The organism is Pseudomonas sp. NFX1 (genome assembly GCF_051123555.1).
GTDB classification, from domain to species: domain Bacteria; phylum Pseudomonadota; class Gammaproteobacteria; order Pseudomonadales; family Pseudomonadaceae; genus Aquipseudomonas; species Aquipseudomonas capeferrum.
Genome location: NZ_CP169366.1, coordinates 3,182,689 through 3,200,369, shown reverse-complemented (window position 1 = coordinate 3,200,369; position 17,681 = coordinate 3,182,689). Strand labels below are relative to the sequence as shown.

Genomic DNA, 17,681 nt, shown 5'->3' with positions numbered 1-17,681 from the left:
GATCACATCGATTTGAGCGGGGAGTACAATTCGCGTGCAGTTGCTCTTCCCGCGGCATAAACTTCTTTTTCGCGGTCCTTGATTGACTCACGGTAGAATTTATCAAAAGCCTGATACGTGAGTTTTAGTTGCTCATCATCCGTGGCTTCGGACAGTTGCTTGGCAAGATGGACTGCTCTCGCTTGCCCGTAATCCGGAAGCTGTGGGGCTTCAATCGAGTAGGAAAAAAACTGATTATCTAAAAGCTGGCTGCCCAGATTTTTCGACATTGTTAAAAGGGCTTGTTCGATGGTTTCATCGACAAAGCCCATATTTGTCAGTTTTCTGAATTTTAGCAGTGCAATCAAGGCGCCGATGTGGCCGTTATAAATCCGGAAGCGCATGGTGCCGTCCGGCTGGGTTTCAGTGCCTAACTTTTTGAAATGCTCTGCGTCTGTCTCCAGGGGGGTGAAGACATATTCGTAAAGCCAGAGGTCGCCACGCGAGTCTTTCTCGGATAACTTGAGCTTGGTGTCGTTGGATGTTATCGTCGAAATGAGCTTCAATGCTTTGTTTAAATGTTTCTCATCATGGGTGGCTTCAAATATGCGCATGTAGCCGTAGGCGGTGTACGCATTCATGAAGGCGCCATAGAAAGGTTTTTTCATGGTGGCCCAATACATTGGGAATGAAAAATCGTTTCTGATGTAGTTGTGATTGCCCAGTGTGTCAGTGTAGATAGAGGCCGCCAGGTCCAGGTAGTCGATCTGGTCGAGTATTACTTTTGACGGGCCCTGAATCTTGCAGGCGCTCGCCAATGCACAGGCATTAATAGCGAAGGCGAAAGGGTTGAAGGGTTGATTGAAATCAACCACATACTGCTCTGGCCATGGCCTGTATAGGTCGAGGTGATGCTTGGGTTTCCACTTGCCGCCTTGTGGGCCCGTTCCCATGGCTCTGTCGAACCAGTCGGTAGTGAGCGCTTCGTAGTTAATGTCCATAGGTAGCCTAGCCTAAGTGTGGGGCGGTGACAGATTGATTATTATTGATGTGCTGGGTGCTGATTGTGTGAGGATTGATCTATCGTTTATGCAGGTATAAGTCTGTTGAGGGACACAGACCCAGGGTGGGGCGCCGAGCGCAATGCAGGTCAGTGATTGATACTAAAAGATATTCCCACTGCGAGTGCTCAGCAGTGGGAATATTTTGTCTTTCGATGCGCGGGGGCCGGAGCAGCTTATTGCTGCTTTTCTTGCCAGTAAATGCTCACCAGTGCTGGGTTTTTATCATTGATCAAAACACCAATGGTTGGCGAGTTTTTCTTCATGTAATGGACTTTAACTGAGGCGGACTCAGCATTGGGTTGCTCGGCAGCAACATACCCCAATGCGCGGAAGCGCTCGTCGACTTTGGCCTTGGTTTCAGCTTGAGCCAAGTTGTACTGGATATCGAAGGTCTTGAAAGTACCGTTTTCGATAGGTTTGGTAGCATTTTTTGTCATGTTACCTTCGAGCGTCAGCTTTTCGCCGGAAGGAAGTTGGATGTCAGTCCCTTTTTCTTCATTGCAGCCGCCCAAAGCGAGCAGGCAGGACAAAACCGCGACATAGGTGATTTTTTTCATGTTAAGCGTTAGACCTTGGGTTTGTTAATGTAAATTTAAACTCTGAATTCTAGCAAACTTGTCGACCCTTGACTATTCAGTTTGCTCGAACTCCGAATGCTTGGGTGATGTGGTCAGCAAGTCGAAGGCCATCCTCCTTTTGATAGCTGTTCGCGAGTATTTTTGTATGAAATCATTTCGAGCTGTGGGGCCCAGTTCCAGGCTCCTGAATGATCTGATAGCGGCTTCGAGATCACAGGGGCTGAATACCGCCGTATTGTGAATGCGTCTGCTTGCAAATCGACCTGGGTACCCGGACAAACCTGCCAAAATAGGTTTCTGAGTTGCTGCGTACTCGAACAGCTTGGAGGGCAATACTCGACGGAACGCCTTCATGTCATTCAAGTGCAAGAACAGTACATCGGCTTCACGGTAAAGCTTCAATAAAGAGTCACGCTTCATCGGGGGCGCGAGATAGACGTTTGTCACCTGCTCGCGAGCCAGTGCTTTCTTCAAACGCTCGATGGCCCCGCCAGATCCGATCAGATGAAAGTCGGCTTCATCCTCGAGGTGCTTGGCCAGTTGCGGGACAATGAGGTGCAGGCCTTGCCCGGTACCAATATTGCCTGCGTACACAATTTTCAATCGGCGCGGTAGCGCAGGCAGGTATTGCGTGACGACCGGTGCCGGCGGCAACGGCGGCGGCGTGAGGAAGAGCTCATCGATCCCGTTGGTATGCAAGGTGAATACCTTGTCGGGGTAGCGCTTGTTAAAATAGGGCGTAAACCCAGGTGAAATAAGATTAACTTTGTCAGCCTGTCGGATCGTGCTAGCTTCAATGGATGAAAAGACAACAGAAGCTAGTTTGCCGAGGGTAGGTGGCAGTACCCCTTGCAAGGTGTCGACAAAAATATCTCGAATGTCCAGATACAGCTTGGTACCTGTTTTTCGGGAGATGTAAGCGCCCAGCGAGGCTGTCATCAAGCGCGAAGAAGTGGCAAAGATCAGGTCGTACTGTTTGCTGTTGGCTACTTTGCATACTTGGTAGGCAAACGAGCCGAATGAAAACGCCTGGTCAATGAAACCACTTTTATGGGCAGGCACCGCCAGTCGCCGTACGGTCAGGCTCGGCGACTGCTCAAAGCTCGAGGCCGTGGTCTTGAAGGTATGGTACCGATTGGGCTGTGTGGTAACGACATCGATTTCCACATGGTCGCCGACATTATCCAAGAGTGCTTTTACCAATGCCTCGGCACGGAAGGAGCCTGCCGACAGGTCCGGCGGGTAGTAAAAACTCAAAAAGAGAATGCGTGTCTTCACGGCCGGGTTACCTGGTGTGAGCGTGGGTGAGCAGCACCCGCTCGTAGAGATCAACTAAACACTTTTCCTGGCTTTCCCAATTCAAGTTTTGCGCGGTCTTCCTGGCGTTGCTGGCGAACCGTGCGCGCAGCGCGGGGTCTTCCAGCAACTGAATGATTGTGCGGCTGAGGGCTTGCTCGTTATTGGCCGGTACCAGCAGGCCGATGTCATTGCTTCTGACAATCCTGCGGATTTCAGGGAAGTCAGTGGCAATCACCGGTAGCCCGGCGATTACATACTCGAAGAGTTTGTTCGAATCCGTGGTGTAATGATTGAGGCAGGTGTTTTCAATAGGCTGCACACCCACGTCGGCAGAGGCCGTATAGCTTGGCAGTTCGGCCAGGGCCACCGTTGGAATGAAATGCACTTTGTGCTGCAGGTTCAGTTCTTGCGCCAACTGCGTGAGCGGTTGGGTCAACCGGCCGCCGCCGATCAGCACAAAGTAACAATCAGGCACGTGCTGCGCCGTGCGGACCAGTTTTTCCAGCCCGCGGCCTTGCTGTAAACCACCTTGATAAAGAACGATCGGCCACGGCTCGACCAGGCCGAGCTCCTCTCGAATGCGGTTCGAGGGTGGGCTTTCAATCAGCCTGGGTCGGTTTTGTAGAACCAATGGCCGCTCCACGCCATAGGCGCGAGCAAAGTACTTGGCCCGTGCGTCGGTTGTGGTGATCGTACCATTTGCCGAGGGCATCAGCTGTTTTTCTACAAACCCGACGACCTTCCGCAGGCTCTTGTAGCCTTCTCGGCTGGTACTGATTTCGTGTGCGTCGTACACCAGCCTGGCGCGTGACAATTTTGCTGCCAGCCAGGCGGTGGGCAGGGTATTGACGTCATGCGAGTGCACGACCGTCGCCCGGTACTCAAGCATCTTGAACAGCAGCGCGAGGTGCGTCCACCCGCGTGATACAGCTCTTAGAACAAGCAATTTCAGGCTGGGCTTCACCGGCGCGGACTGCTGAGACTCGCCACCGGCTTTCACCGCAGGCTGCAGGTTCTTCTTACGCAGTTTCCAAAGCGGCGAGCGGGCCACTCGAACAACTTCTATGCCATCGTCGAGCACTGCCTGCTGTTGGGTGACGCCTGGCGTGTGCAGTGCGAACACGCGAACTTGATAACCGGCCCGTTGCAGCGTTTGAGCTTCCTTCATCACGCGCGCGTCGTTGAGGAATTCATTCCATACAATCATCGAGACTTTCGTCATTGCGTCGCGCCCTCTACAGCTGTGGGTGTATCAAAAATCTCTATGCAGCTGACGATGTCAGGTGTCAATGCAAGGGCTGCCGAATAGTCTTTACGCACAATATGTCTTTCCAGCATGTACATCAGTGCAGCCAGCCAGACCTTTTGCTGCTCGGCGTTAGCAAGTGCCGGGCGCTGGTCGCTGGAGCCGAGCGTTTCGAAAAGCGCATCTTTTTGAGCAATAGGCCAACTGCAGCCAATCGCTTCTATGCGCCAGTTACTCCAATGGCTGAGGACAAAGCCGGAGGAGGGGGACGCCAGTAGTGTGTTGTTGGTGACATCCAGGGGCACGATCTGGCGAGGCAGTTCGGCCAGTTGCCGGGTAATGCACGGCAGGGTGTTGATGATGCGCTCGACACGGTGAGTGTCGTCGTCATTGATACAGGCCAGACGCAGTGAGCTGATCGTGGCTTCATCAAGGCGTTGTTCAAGGTACAAACGCGTGCGGGTAAATTGGGCAATCAGTTCTGCAGCGGGCTCAAGCAGTATCAGCTTTTGTGCCACACCCAGTATGCCTTCGCCAATCTGCCGACCCGCCAGTTTGTCAGACCCTTCAAATCGGTAGACATGGCAATCTATGTCGCTGACCTTGTAATGCCCTACAAAGGGCAAGACCGGCAAACCGCGTTGCGTGGTCAACAGCGTCCGTTCCTGCAGCGCCGAAGACGAGATGTTGTTGCCAAACACTTTGACCAGCAGGCTGTGCTCAACGGCGTCATCGGTAAACTGCAGGGTGAAGGCGTAGATATCGGTAAAGCCCACCTGATGCCATTGCATCTGATAGCTTTCGACCGCCTCAGCATTCAGTTTTTGCAGCAGCTCACGCACCCACTTGTCTCTGTTTTCTGCCTCCAGGATATAGTCCAACCCATTGCTTTGCGGGCGCAGTTCGATGAGCGGCTGGGACTGGTAGAACAGTGCATTGACCTGCCGATGCTGAGTGCGCAGGCCGATAACGTCCAGCATCATGCTCGACAGCCTCTGCAAGCCCTGGCGCATGATCAGAACAGCGATGACGGCGTTGAAAATCTTGGTGTGCTGGAAGTACAGGAAGTCAGTCACCAGGACAAAGAAGCTCAGCAGGAAGCCTGTTGCCGCCAAGGCATTCAGAATAGGGCTGTAGTGCTGGTGGAAACTGTCGCGAATGCGCTTACTGTGGTTATAGGCCAGCACGCAAACGGTCGATGCTATGGCCAGGTACGCGAAAATCGCCAGGAGCAGGCTCGGGTAGACGAAGGCAAGTGCCACCGTACTCAAGCCGAAAAAAGCGCCGCCTGCCATCGCTCGGTTGAAGCGGGAGTAGGCGTTGGTGGCAATTTTTTCCTGGTTCTCGAACAAATTGAGCTTGGACGTGCGAGCGAGGAGGGTGTGGGTGCCTTTACGGCACAGCAGTGCGGTCGCCAGTTCCGCCAGCAGATAGGCGATATAGGAAAGGGCCGCCGCTGCCGTCAGTGCATAGATCAAATGATCCTTCTCGAGCGTATGAAGGATCGAAGGAAAATAGGCAGGGGTTTTGTCTGAGCCTAAGAGAATGATGACTTTGAGAGGCAGGAAGAAAGCCAGCAAAAGAAATATCTGGCTCGCCAAGGTGCTGATTTGCACCAGGCCGGTAATGATCGGCACCACCTTGACGAATTTCATGCCCAGGGAAATACACCAGCCGATGGTGGCTTTTATCTGCTGCTGGAGTTTCATACTAAACTGAAACCGTATGAGCAAAGGTGCTGCGAGCATTCATTATTTTTCCTGCCAATAGATACTGGCGAGGGTCTCGTGCCCGTCATCCTTGGCACGAGTAATAAATATTGCCCCGATTGGCGGCACTGATTTTTTGTAATACTGCACTTTGAATTGGGTTGCGTCGTTGGTAATGATCTTGCGTGTATAGCCATTATTTTTCAGCACGGCGTAAACGTCATTTTCAGCAATCTTGTCAACGCCGGGATACACAAATTCGTGCATGCTCAGGAACCCCGCACTATTCGGTTTCTTGTGCGATTTCTGATGTGTGCCCCTGAGCAGCACATAGGTAGCATCACTCAGGCGCAGGGTGTTGGCCGATTTTTCCGCTGGCATCACCTCGCCTGTCGGTTGTTGATCGCAACCGGCCAACATCGTCAGGAGTGCAATAAGGAAGAGGTACGGTTTCATGATCTGATCACTTCAATTGATGATCCGCGCCAGCAATTGTTTGGCGAGGGTTCTGTAATAGGTGCCGTGGTAGTAATACGGGCAAAACGCCCATTTGTGCTCGTTTTTTGAGACGTGCTGCACCATCTTTGCAAATACTTGTTTGGCGATGGTTCTGTAGTACGGGCTGTCATAGTGATACGGGCAATAGGCCCAGCGAGGCGCCCCCCCTGCAATCAAGCCAGCGTCCTTGCCGCCGATTCTCTCGACTGGGATCGTCGAGTTCTCCAAACCTTCCAGCATCGGATCAATGATCGCATTGTTGAGGTCGATGAGGTTTTCGAAGGTGCTGCCGGCGAAGCTTGCAACGGTTTCCTTGCTCTTGTACTGGCTCGCCCAGTTGGCCTGGTGCACGAAAATGTTCGGGCACAGGCTAGCCAGGCGCTCAAGGAACATGGGCAGCGCCCAGGTGCGCAATTGCTTGGCTTCCTCACTCCACGGGGCCTGCAACTTAAACTCGATACCGCAACGCGACAGGGTTTTGAGCATGAGCGGGCTGGCCGAAACGATGGAACTTCCAAACGTTGCGATGCCGATGCTTTCGTCAAAGAAATCGACAATGACGATGTCGGGCCGAGCTTGCTCAAGCTGTTTCCAGTGGTCTTTGGAGGCGTCCCACTGAACACGTTTAGCCTCGGCGTCTTCGGTATCGACCTTGAACCGGGCATCGAGGCAGGGCGGTGCCATGTAAGAGATAACCGACGATTGAGACATGTAAAAACACACCTCGAAGCGTTCGAGGGCTTCTTGTTGAAACGTGAACAAATTGTGCGAAGCACTTGAACCGAGAATGGCAACGCGAATTTTCCCTGCATTCGCTTTCACGGGGTTCGGGCGCGAGGCCTTCACTTCAAGGCGAGCTTTTTGCGACAGGAGTTTGTTCAATACTTCTTGGTCGGCACCAAAGACGTTCTGTTGTTCAGCCTTGATTTGCTGACGGACGGTATTTAGCTTCTCAAGGTATTTGTGCGGCATGCCCAGCGGAGACTCTCGCAGCAGCTGGGTCAGGTATTCAAGCTGGGCAGTCTGTAGGCCGAACCGCGCAAACAGCGCCGGATCGAACCCTTTCACGCACTCGGGCGAGCTGAGTATGCGTGCGCGCGCGCCAAAGAAGTACGAATCGCTAAGCGGGTGCTTGGTATACAGATAAAGCGGTTCCGCTCTGCTCAGATGAATGTGCTCGGCGGAAATCCGATGCTGTTCCAGCGTCGAGACGACCAAGTGGTGCGCATACTGAGTAATGGAGTGCGACTTGGGGCCTGCTGTCTTGTCCACCAGGGTCAGTGCAAGTGCCAGTGTGTCGTATTCGACCGGGCGATAGCACTCATCCGAAGGCAGGAATTCGATACCGTTTTTCAGCGATATCAGCAGCACCTCCGAGATGTTGTGCTCGGAGGTGGCCTCGGCCTGGATCAGGTCGATGACGTGCTCATGAATGCAGTCGTCATCATCCATGCGCGAAGTTATCAGGACCGCCTCGTCAACGTCCTTGATCAGGCGCAGGATTTCGCGACTGACCATAGAATAGTCGCTGACCCGAAGCGTGCGCGCATTCAGGCCAGAACCACGCAGCAACGTCTCCAGTCGCGTCCGGTGCAGTGTCGGCAGTGCTTCATCAACGAAGATGATCCATTCGAAACCCTGATTGCTCTGGTTGGCCAAAGACGGGAGGGCAGTATTGCTAAAGACCTCCAGCCTGTAGGACAGCCACAGTTCATCCTTGATGCCAATACCAAAGTTGGTAAAAACGAAATGCTTCAAAGCGGGTTTCATCATCGTCTTCAATAATTCTGAATCACAGCGACTTCCCGCTCGGCCATTTTGTCGCTGGCGCTCTGCCCGCGAACACGCTTGGCTGCAGCTTTGGACTTCACGACGAAGGTGTTGCCATTGAGGTACATGTCCTCGATCGCTTTCGCCAGTTGCTCGTGGCTTTCTGGCTCGACCACGTAGCCGGATTGGTTGTCGACGAACTCGGGTACTGCCGCGACGGCGGTAGTCACAGGTACCAGGCCTGACGACATGGCCTCATCACGGGATACGCCTTGGGTGTCCATGCGGCTCGGGCACAGGAAAATGCCGTAGTCCTTGTGGGTTTGCGCGATCTCCGTGTGGTTGAGGAAGCCCTGCTGGATTTTCACGTTGGCGTAGCTGCGTAGCGGAGCCAGGGTTTCTTCAAACAGAGGGCCGTCACCGATCAGGCAGAACTCCATGTCATTGAACCAGGGCTTGCTCGTCAGGCTCTGGATTGCCTTGACAGTCAGGTCGTTGGCGTAGGTCTTCGAGGTGTAAGGACGAATCGAGAGCACTTTCTTGCGCTGCTCGGCCGACTTTTCCCGATGGTCGAACAAGTCGGTGTTGATCGGGTTGTGAATGATCTCGTACTGAGCTTCCGGCAGGCGGAACCCGAGGTCTTCCATGACTTCTTCGGCGAAGTAGCGAGACACGAACACCAGCTTGAGGTTCGGGTGCATGGGTTGCAGCAGCCCACGCCAGAAGGTCATGCGTTTTTCGCTGGCGAGCTTGCCCAGGTGCAGTTGTTCGTCGGTCGCGAAGTTGAACTCACGACGCCACCAAGGCTGAATATCCGCGCCGTGTACCCAGACAGTGATGCGTGTGCTGTTCAGGAATGGACGCAGCACATTCCACATCTGCTCGTCGAGGAAATGCACGAGGATCGATTTGTAGCGATTCTTCTCGAGCATCTTCGTCAAGGTCGATGTGCAACCTGTGACTACATCGATGTTCTGGAACTCGTGGTAGCTCACGGTCTCATTGGGGCGCAAACGGAACACGTCTACATCGATACCGTGTTCCTGGTAGGCCGTTACCCGGGTGTGCACGAACTTGTTGCGGTACAAGTCGGAGTAGGTCGGGTAGTGATTGGTCAGCAGCAGGTGCTCGCCACGGCCCATCATTTCAGAGGGCTGCAGGTTGCGATGCCCCAGCACCAGTGCTTTCAGGTCGGTGCTGCCCGCCGCGTAGGCGCGCAGGCCAAAACGCACGAACACAGCTTCTGGCGGAACATCGGCGGTCTGGTTGCGGTTCGGATACTGCATGACGTGGCTGATGCGCTGTTTGTCGGCATCCAGGAACAGCACGACCAACTGCAGGTTCAAGCCGGGTGTGCAGTCGAGGAACAGCTTCAGGCGGCCCCCTTCGCAACCCAGTTCATCCACACGGACTTCCTGTTGGGCGTAGATGTATTCGTGCTTGCCGTCCGCGAGCTTGGAGTGCACGCGCCAGTTATCGCCGTCGACGATCAGGTCCACGAACTTGTTGCGAATGACGCCAAACATGTCGGCCAAACCGCGGCCAGTGATCTCAGGCGCATCGTGGCTGACCTGCAGCGGCGCGATCGACTGTGCCCGGGCTTGCAGCTGATCGATGGTCATGCCCAGGTTCAGCTCGAGGTCGTTGACCTTGGTACTGACTGCCTCGTGTTGTGCCGCGCCGTTCTCGCAGTAGTTGAACGGATCAATGGCCAACCCTTGAGCGTGGGTGTACTGCAGTGATGGCAGGTTCTTCAGCCAGCTGCGCAGGGGTTGGGCGGCGACGATCTCGGTTGCTACCAGCGAACGGCGGGCGGCAAGTGTTTGCGTCGGGCGGTAGGCCTGTTCGTTGGACAGCAGTTCGGCTTGCTGGCCTTTGCAGGTGAAGTGTGCAGCTTTACCAATCACCTGGGCACGGCTGTAGCGGGTTGCCAGTGCCAGGTCGAGCAGGTAGTTGGGGCCGTAGTAGTCGCCAGGCACGAAGGCGGCAACCCAAGGGGTATTGCCGACCAGCTCACCGAGAGAAGTCTTCTTCAGTTGGGCAGGCTTGAGCACCAGGATTCGCGGGTCGTCAGTCACGATGCTGCTCTGGTAGGCATCGCTGATGATGACCATGCGCACCTGGCTGTAGGTCTGACGGTTCAGGTGAGCGCGCAGCATGTCGAATTGCTGGCGATCCTGAGCCTCACAGACAACCACGATCTCCGGCAGGCGCTGGGCCTTCGAGGTGCCGGTGACCTTGCTCATCACGTATTCCAGACGCTGGGTATAGGTGTGCTCCTGCATCACTTTACGCAGGGCAGCCAGCCTCAGCTTGTCGCTGTTCAGCGGGTCTTCTGCCAGCAGCTGCAGGCGACGGAGCATCTCTTCGCCATTGTCGGTGGTGACGACCAGGTCGCCGAACAGCAGGCGCACACCGCGCGAGAAGTTGCTCACGGTCAGGGTGTTGCAGCCGAGCAGTTCGAAGACACGTCGGGCAAACATCGATTGCGACTGTTTGATCGAGTTGAGGTTGATCGCGTAGCGGTAACCTTTGTATGCCGTGTCGATTTTCTCGAAGGGCAGGGTGCCGACGATGTACGGTTGGTATTCCTCGGGGAACTGATAGTTGACATCGTTCTTGCCGAAGTTACGGTCGAAGATTTCCAGTGGGCGGAACTTCGGCAGCTCGGTGACGAAGTTGCCCAGGTCGCGGGTGCGCTCAGGGTAACGGGCGTAGTAGGCACCGGCGAAGCAGAAGGCATCCTTGCGTTCGTACAGTTCGATCGGGTTGTGCAGCGCAGGCTGGCAAGCGAACGGCAGCAGGTAGACGCGGTCGTGACCGAGTGCGCCCTTGTAGCGGTGGATGCAGTCGATATCGGTGGTGAACACGTGGTCGAACTGCTTGGCCGTGGTCAGGAAGGTCTCGAAGTGGACCGGGTCTTCCTTGTTCCAGAAGACGGTCGGCACTTTGTTCTGACGGCACCAGGCGAGAATGTCTTGCAGCTCCTGGCCGTTGTGGCCGACCTTGCTGCCCCACAGGTCATCCTTGCCGCGCCAGGCGGACTCGATGAACAGCAGTTCTGGGCCGAAGCCTTCGATTTCCACTTTCCAGTTGGCTGGCGTGAGTGGCATCAGGTCGCATTCGTAGCGGTACGAGCCGAAGGTGAACTCATCCATCACGCACGCCACTTTCAGGCGGCTGACGGGCTGGTCGGCTTGGCGCAGCAGGGTAGTGCGGCTCTGCTCGCTGGTTGCCAGGGCAGCTGGCAGCTTGAGGTAGTTCTCGTCCTGCACCACAGGTGGCGGCGGCAGCAGTGCCTTGAGCGGTTCGTTGGCCAGCAGTTTCTGCTCGTTTTGCTGGCGTTGCTGGTTGGCCTTGCGGTACAGCCGCAGCAGGCGCACCGGCAACTTGACCAGGCCGCCCAGGGAGCTGGCGCTGTTCTTGATCTGGTAGCCGAGCTGGTAGGTCATGCTGGAACGCGTCTTGACCAGGCGCTGTTCAGCCAGGTGGCGCTGGGTGTTGGCTCGGCCCAGGTTCTCGTTGAGCTCGTCGATCTTGCGTTGCTGAGCTGAGCTGCGTTCCAGCAGCTGATTGAGGCTGGCCTTCAACTGTGGAATCTGTTCGCCGGTGACGGCGCGGTACTTCATGTTTGCCGCGCCAAGGCCTGCCTTGGACGAGTTGAGTTCGGCTTCCAGTTGCTGGCGCAGACCCTGCCATTGTTCGTTGGTGGCGGCGAGACTGGCTTCGGCAGCTTGACGGCTGACGCTTTCCAGCTGGAGTTGCTCTTCGAGCATGTCCTTGGCTTGATTCAGCGACGCAATGGTCTCTGCCAGCGAGGCCCGGGCTTCTTCGGACTGGGTGTTGGCGAGGGTCAGGGCCTGCAAGCGGTCTTCCAGCACGGCGCGCTGTTCAACCAAAGCATTGATGGAGTTGACTTGTGCTGCATGCTCGCGCTGGCTTTGTGCCTGAACGTCGTTCATCACCTGCAGCTGGACTTCCAGCTCAGTCTGACGGTTCTGCAATGCGGTAATCGTGTTCGCGTGTACGGCATTGGCCTGCTGGCTCTGAACCTGCAGTTCGTTCATGGTCTGGCGCTGATCGGCCAGCTCTGTTTCCAGTTCAGCTTGACGGGCTTTCAACAGAGCGATGGTCTCAGCCTGAGCAGCATCGGCCCGTTGGGTTTGGGCCTGCAATTCGTTCATATACTCCAACTCGCTTTCAAGTTCGGCTTCCAGTTCCGCTTGGCGCATGCGCAGCGTAGTGATCGTGTCGTCTTTCTCGGCAATATCCTGATTGCTTTGGGTTTGCAGACAGGTCATTGCCTGAGTACGGTTTTCCAGCTCAGCTTTCAGTGCTGCCTGGTATGCTCGCAAGGCAGTAATGTCTTCTATGTGGGCTGTATTGGCCTGATGAGTCCGTTGCTGTAGCTTGGCAGCCTCCACCAGCTGTTTTTCTAGCTGCTCATGGCTCGACTGCAGCGCTGCAAGGGTTTCGAGATGCATTGCGTTGGCCTGATTGGCCTGGTCCTGCAGCTCGGCGGCCTGTTGCAGTTGGCTTTCAAGGTCGGCATGGCCCGACTGCAAGGCTGCAATGGTGTCGAGATGGGCTGCGTTGGCCTGATTGGCCAGGTCCTGCAGTTCGGCGGCCTGTTGCAGTTGGCTTTCGAGGTCGGCATGGCCCGACTGCAAGGCTGCAATGGTGTCGAGATGAGCTGCGTTGGCCTGGTTGGCCTGGTCCTGCAGTTCGGCGGCCTGTTGCAGCTGGCTTTCAAGCTCGGCATGGCCCGACTGCAAGGCTGCAATGGTGTCGAGGTGGGCAGCGTTGGCCAGGTTGGTCTCGCCCTGCAGCTCGGCTGCCTGTTGCAGCTGGGCTTGCAGTTCGGCATGGCCAGACTGCAATGCAGCGATGGTGTCGAGGTGGGCGGCTTCCTGCTCTTGAACCTGAGTTTGGTACGCGCTCATGGCTTGCACCTGCTCTTCAAGCTTGGCCTGGACTGCCGCTTGATGTGCGCGTAACGCCGTAATGGTATCTATGTGCTCGACGTTGGTCTGTTGTGCCTGCGCCAACAGGTCGTTCGACTGTTGCCGTTGGTTTTCCAGCTCGGCTTCCAGTGCCGTCTGGTGGGCGCGCAAGTCGGTGATGGTGGCAACGTGGCCCTCGTTGACCTGCTGTGCCTCGGCCAGTTGTCCGGCTACCGAGCGGAACTGGTTTTCCAGGTCACTGTGCTGCTCACGAAGCGCGCTGATGCTATCGCCCAAGGCAGCGTTTTCTCGCTGGTCCTCGGCGCGCAGTGCAGACATCTGCTCGAGCTGGGCTGCGAGCGCATCGTGCTCCGCCCTCAATGTTTCGAGCCTTGCGGCCTTTTGCGCTGCCCGCTCTTCAGCGGCAGTTCGCTGCTGGGCCGTCGCCTGCAGTTGCTCTTCGATGGATTGATGCAGCTGCTGCAGCGATCCCAGCGCTGCTTCCCGCTGGCTGAGTTCCGAGCTGAGCTGGCTGATGTGCCCGGCTTGTGCATCGGTACTTTGCTGGGCCTCTTGCAACTGAGCCTGAGTGCTTTGCAGTTGCGCTTCCAGGGCCCGTTGCTGCTCTGCGGAGGTGGCCAGGTTGTCATGCAGTGCGCTATTGCTTTGAGCCAGCTGAGCGAGTTCGTCGCTTGCTTCGCTCAATTGCTTGCGCGCGTCTTCATGCTGGCTCAGCAGCGTGTCATAGCGTTGCTCGGCGTCTGCAAGGCTTTGTACGCTGGCTTCTTCGAGCGCCGCGAACTGTTGCTCCAGAAGGGCGTACTGCTGCGCAGCCGTAATGCACTTCTGGTTTGCCTCGGTCAGTTGCGTTTTGAAGGCGTCGAGTTCTTCGCTCAGTTGTTGAACGTTGCGAACGCTGGCTTCAAGGGACTCCCGGCTCGACTGCTCAAGCGAGGCGATATCCGCTTCACGTTCCTTGAGCTGACGGGAGAGCGCCTCGGCTTTTTGCGCTTCGGGTTTGAGCAGGGCTAGCTGTTCGGTCGCTACGCGATACTTCCTGTTCGCTTCTTCCAGCCGCTGTTTGATTTCCTCAAGCTCCTGGACCCGCTGGGCCTTGGCATCGAGGATTTCACGGTTGGATTTCTGCAGGGTTGCAATGTCCGCGTCGCGCGTTTGCAACTGCTTGGACAATGCCTCGGCCTTCTGGGCCTCAGGCTTGAGCTGGGCGATCTGCTCGGTGGCGCCGCGATACTTCTTGTTCGCTTCTTCCAGGCGTTTGCTGATCGCGCCGATGTTTTGCCGCAGGGTGCGCTCGATGGACTCAAACGCCTTTTCCAGCTCACGTACGCGCTCGACCGTCAGCGAGTCGATGATGCCGGGTTTATGCGTTTCGCTTTTAACGGCGACAATGCCCAGCCACTTGCCCAGCATCTTGATCTCGATGATCTGCAAGTGCTCGGCCAGCAGCCGGAAAGGTTCCATCAGGTAGAACGTGTGCTTGTGGTCAATGAAGTCATTGACCCCGAACGGCACGGTGATCACCAGGCGGCCACCCTGCTTGAGCAGTTCGTTGGCCTTTTCCACGAACAGCTCCGGGCGGACCAGGTGTTCGAGTACTTCGCTGATGACGACGGTGTCGGGTTCGACCTCGAGCGTGTCCAGCGCGAGGAAGTCAGAATTGATATACGTGACGTTTTGCTGGATGTGGGCCGGCTCGGTCGACAGGTAACCCTTGGCCTCTTCGATGGCCTGCGGGCTGGTGTCCACACCGGTAACCTGGCAGCCTTCACGTGCCAGCAGCAGGGGCACGATGCCCTGCGAGCAGCCGACATCCAGGATCCGGCGCCCTTTGACCTGGGCGCAGATCCAGTGGATGCGGGCTTGGGTTTCCCGCATGAACTGATCACCCAGCTTGCCGTAATAGGCTTCCATCACACGGTCATGAATATCGGCCAAAGGTGACGGCAGCTCATTGTTCACGGTAGGTTTCTCAAGCGTGGTGTTGTTCATGCGGACTGTTCCATCAACCCTGGGTAACGCCTGCGGCGTCGATCACGAATGCAGCATCGCGGACGGTGAAAGTGCCGCGGAATTCACGGTGCTTGACCAGCAGTACGTGGATGTCGGCGCTGTCCTGGGCGAAGTCGAAGTCCACGTGCTCGTGGCGCGCCAGGCGTTGCGGCAGGGCTTCGATGTTCGGCTCGACCAGTTGCAGGGTGGCTTCCAGCTCGTTGCCCAGGCGCTCGGCAATGCTCAGGGCCGGGCTTTCGCGCAGGTCGTCGATGTCGGCTTTGAAGGCCAGGCCGTAGCAGGCGATCTTGACTTGCTGGGCCGATTTGCCCGGGTTCTTGATGAGGAAGTTGGCCAGGGCCATCTTGACCTTGTCGATCACCCACTCAGGCTTGCTGTCGTTGACCACACGGGCGGTACGGATCAGGCGCGCCTGCTCTGGGGTCTGGCTGACGATGAACCATGGGTCGACGGCGATGCAGTGGCCGCCTACGCCTGGGCCAGGCTGCAGGATGTTGACGCGCGGGTGGTGGTTGGCCAGGCGGATCAGTTCCCAGACGTCGATGTCCAGCTTGTCGCAGATGATCGACAGTTCGTTGGCGAACGCGATGTTCACGTCACGGAAGCTGTTTTCGGTCAGCTTGCACATTTCGGCGGTGCGGGCGTTGGTGACGATGCACTCGCCTTCGACGAAGGTGCGGTACAGGCGTACGGCAGCGTCCGAGCACTTCTTGGTCATGCCGCCGATGATCCGGTCGTTTTCGACCAGCTCACGCAGTACGTGGCCTGGCAGGACGCGCTCAGGGCAGTGGGCGATGCGGATGTCGGAGTCTTCACCGTGGGTCTGCGGGAAGCTCAGGTCCGGGCGCGCCTGGGCCAGCCAGAAGGCCATCTGCTCGGTGGCGCCGACCGGAGAGGTCGATTCCAGAATGACCAGGTCGCCCTTTTTCAGTACTGGAGCGATGGCTTTGCTGGCGGACTCGATGTAGCTCAGGTCCGGCTCGTGGTCGTCCATGAACGGCGTCGGCACGGCGATCAGGAAGGCGTCGGCAGCTTCCGGAACGGTGGAGGCACGCAGGAAACCTTCGGTCACGGCGGCGTGAACGACCATGTCCAGCTCAGGCTCGACGATGTGGATTTCGCCGCGGTTGATGGTGTCGACCGCGTGCTGGTTGACGTCGATGCCGATGACCTGCTTCTTGCGGGCGGCGAAAACGGCGGCAGTTGGCAGGCCGATATAGCCCAGACCTACGACTGAAATCTTGTTGAAGCTCATGCTGCGTCCTTGGAGTTAGAGAATACGGAAAGGGCATCGAGGATTCGCGCGCACGCTTTTCCGTCGCCGTAGGGGTTGTGGGCCACGCTCATCTCGCGATAGGTCGCTTCATCGGTGAGCAGTTGCACCAGGTGTTGCTGGATCGAGTCGACGTCGGTGCCAACCAGTTTGACGGTGCCAGCTGCGACCGCTTCCGGGCGCTCGGTGGTGTCACGCATGACCAGTACCGGTTTGCCGAGGGCAGGGGCTTCTTCCTGGATGCCACCGGAGTCGGTGAGGATCAGGTACGAGCGGCTCATCAGGTAGACGAACGGCAGGTAGTCGAGCGGCTCGATCAGGTGGATGTTGCTGACCCCGGCCAGCAGGCGGTTCACCGGCTCGCGCACGTTGGGGTTGAGGTGCACCGGGTACACCACGTCCACATCCGGGAACTGGCGGGCGGTCTGCACCAGCGCCTGGCAGATGCGCTCGAAGCCATCGCCGAAGTTTTCGCGGCGGTGGCCGGTGACCAGCACCATGCGGCGGTTGGCGTCGAGGAAGTCGAACTGGCTTTCGAAGTGGCTCTTCAGCGCTGGGCTTTCCAGCTTGCGTACCACTTCCAGCAGCGCATCGATCACGGTGTTGCCGGTGGTGTAGATGGTCGCGGCGTCGGTGCCTTCCTTGAGCAGGTTGTCACGCGAGGTCGAGGTCGGCGCGAAGTGCAGCGCTGCCAGCGTGCCGGTCAGGCGACGGTTGCCCTCTTCAGGCCACGGCGAATACAGGTTGTTGGTGCGCAGGCCAGCTTCGACGTGGGCGATCGGAATTTGCTGGTAGTAGGCCGCCAGGCTGGTCGCCAGGGTCGTTGCGGTGTCGCCGTGGACCAGTACCACGTCCGGCTTGAACTCGGCCAGTACGGGCTTGAGGCCCTGCAGGATGGCCGTGGTCACGTCTGTCAGGTCCTGGCCTGGCTTCATGATGTTCAGGTCGTAATCGGGCGTGATCTCGAACAGCTCCAGTACCTGGTCAAGCATCTGGCGGTGCTGGCCAGTAACGCAGACACGGGACTCGAAACGGTCGTCCTGGGCAAGGTTGAGGGCCAGAGGTGCCATTTTGATGGCTTCTGGGCGGGTGCCAAATACGATGAGGGTCTTGAGGGACACGGCGACGGTCTTCTTTGTGTTGAGTGAAGGCGGTTGTTACTGGGCTAGGGCTGTGAAACTCAGGGGTTATGCAAGTCGGCCGGGGGGGTTGGCCTGGCTGGCACCGCGTACGAGGAAGCGAGCGGTTCCAGTGGGGGGTGTGAAAAAAAATTCATCTTGCTCGGATCCTT

Annotated in this window: 10 protein-coding genes; all 10 read right to left on the bottom strand. The window is 56.9% G+C overall.

Going from position 1 to position 17,681, the window contains the following annotated elements; all coding sequences use genetic code 11:
• Positions 1-2: 2 nt before the first annotated feature.
• The 10 genes from DJ563_RS14355 to wecB all read right to left on the bottom strand — a co-directional run bounded on the left by DJ563_RS14355 (position 3) and on the right by wecB (position 17,511).
• Complete coding sequence (locus tag DJ563_RS14355; RefSeq protein ID WP_434517921.1) at positions 3-980, bottom strand: D-glucuronyl C5-epimerase family protein; 978 nt, start codon at positions 978-980, stop codon at positions 3-5.
• Positions 981-1,216: 236 nt separating this feature from the next.
• Positions 1,217-1,600, bottom strand: coding sequence for a hypothetical protein (locus DJ563_RS14350; RefSeq protein WP_428633845.1), 384 nt, complete (start codon positions 1,598-1,600; stop codon positions 1,217-1,219).
• A 72-nt stretch (positions 1,601-1,672) separates the two neighbouring features.
• Entirely contained in the window at positions 1,673-2,899 is a 1,227-nt protein-coding gene (locus DJ563_RS14345) for a glycosyltransferase family 4 protein (protein WP_033700675.1), read from the bottom strand.
• Between the two features lie 7 nt (positions 2,900-2,906).
• Entirely contained in the window at positions 2,907-4,142 is a 1,236-nt protein-coding gene (locus DJ563_RS14340) for a glycosyltransferase family 4 protein (protein WP_095064130.1), read from the bottom strand.
• Complete coding sequence (locus tag DJ563_RS14335; RefSeq protein WP_434517920.1) at positions 4,139-5,914, bottom strand: hypothetical protein; 1,776 nt, start codon at positions 5,912-5,914, stop codon at positions 4,139-4,141. Before DJ563_RS14335 ends, DJ563_RS14340 begins: the two co-directional genes overlap by 4 nt.
• Before the next feature lie 3 nt (positions 5,915-5,917).
• On the bottom strand, positions 5,918-6,331 hold the full coding sequence (locus DJ563_RS14330; protein WP_050506128.1) for a hypothetical protein: 414 nt from the start codon (positions 6,329-6,331) through the stop codon (positions 5,918-5,920).
• A gap of 12 nt (positions 6,332-6,343) precedes the next feature.
• On the bottom strand, positions 6,344-8,143 hold the full coding sequence (locus DJ563_RS14325; protein ID WP_434517919.1) for a glycosyltransferase: 1,800 nt from the start codon (positions 8,141-8,143) through the stop codon (positions 6,344-6,346).
• Positions 8,144-8,151: 8 nt separating this feature from the next.
• Entirely contained in the window at positions 8,152-15,096 is a 6,945-nt protein-coding gene (locus DJ563_RS14320; protein WP_434517918.1) for a methyltransferase domain-containing protein, read from the bottom strand.
• Positions 15,097-15,109: 13 nt separating this feature from the next.
• Positions 15,110-16,372, bottom strand: coding sequence for a UDP-N-acetyl-D-mannosamine dehydrogenase (wecC, locus tag DJ563_RS14315; RefSeq protein WP_274098909.1), 1,263 nt, complete (start codon positions 16,370-16,372; stop codon positions 15,110-15,112).
• Entirely contained in the window at positions 16,369-17,511 is a 1,143-nt protein-coding gene (wecB, locus tag DJ563_RS14310; RefSeq protein ID WP_274098908.1) for a non-hydrolyzing UDP-N-acetylglucosamine 2-epimerase, read from the bottom strand. The genes wecC and wecB overlap by 4 nt, the downstream gene beginning before the upstream one ends.
• Between the last annotated feature and the right edge of the window lie 170 nt (positions 17,512-17,681).

Coding starts and splice junctions, on each gene's coding strand:
- DJ563_RS14355 (WP_434517921.1), bottom strand. CDS start 980: ATGGACATTAACTACGAAGCGCTCACTACCGACTGGTTCGACAGAGCC.
- DJ563_RS14350 (WP_428633845.1), bottom strand. CDS start 1,600: ATGAAAAAAATCACCTATGTCGCGGTTTTGTCCTGCCTGCTCGCTTTG.
- DJ563_RS14340 (WP_095064130.1), bottom strand. CDS start 4,142: ATGACGAAAGTCTCGATGATTGTATGGAATGAATTCCTCAACGACGCG.
- DJ563_RS14335 (WP_434517920.1), bottom strand. CDS start 5,914: ATGCTCGCAGCACCTTTGCTCATACGGTTTCAGTTTAGTATGAAACTC.
- DJ563_RS14330 (WP_050506128.1), bottom strand. CDS start 6,331: ATGAAACCGTACCTCTTCCTTATTGCACTCCTGACGATGTTGGCCGGT.
- DJ563_RS14325 (WP_434517919.1), bottom strand. CDS start 8,143: ATGAAACCCGCTTTGAAGCATTTCGTTTTTACCAACTTTGGTATTGGC.
- DJ563_RS14320 (WP_434517918.1), bottom strand. CDS start 15,096: ATGAACAACACCACGCTTGAGAAACCTACCGTGAACAATGAGCTGCCG.
- wecC (WP_274098909.1), bottom strand. CDS start 16,372: ATGAGCTTCAACAAGATTTCAGTCGTAGGTCTGGGCTATATCGGCCTG.